Here is a 507-nt window from a genome sequence, read left to right as displayed (position 1 = left end):
GAAGAGGTGTGGCGCGATGCGCCCTTGGCGGGGCGTATACGGCACATGATGCACAGTCAGATACAAGCTGACGACCTGTCAGTAAATCCACAGGAGGTAACCGGTGAACACCCAATTTCCGCTGCATGACTTCAGAGACTGGAAACCTGATGATGCCTGCCGAATTCGGCGCCAATTCCGTACGCAGTACCTGGCCGTTCTCGACTTCTGCCGAACGGTCGGCGGAGCTGGCGCGGCAAGATGCGCTCAAGGGCCTTTCCGAGGTGGACCGTGATCTTCTCTACCTGATCCGAGATCCGCTTTTCGGGCGCTGGCGTGAGCAGATCACGGCCATTGGCGGCTGCGCCAAGCCGGTGTATCTGTCCGGGAGCACGGTCACCTACCACCCCGGTACGGGTGAGGTCGTCTCGTCCTACTCGACGGGTGCAGAACCGGGTGAGCGGTTGCCGGTGCGCTGCCGTAACCGCCGCGCCTCGGTGTGTGAGCCCTGTTCCCGGCTGCACTCGG

The 507-nt window shown here is 62.3% G+C and carries 1 protein-coding gene; it reads left to right on the top strand.

Annotated elements, in window-relative coordinates:
- Positions 1 to 125: 125 nt before the first annotated feature.
- A partial coding sequence (locus ACYVOO_RS07910; protein WP_461014919.1) for a replication initiator occupies positions 126 to 507 on the top strand: 382 nt, incomplete at its 3' end.

The sequence above is a fragment of the Streptomyces daliensis genome, assembly GCF_054782395.1.
The sequence above is the reverse complement of the archived record's forward strand: the minus strand, read 5'-3'. Positions and strand labels throughout refer to the sequence as shown.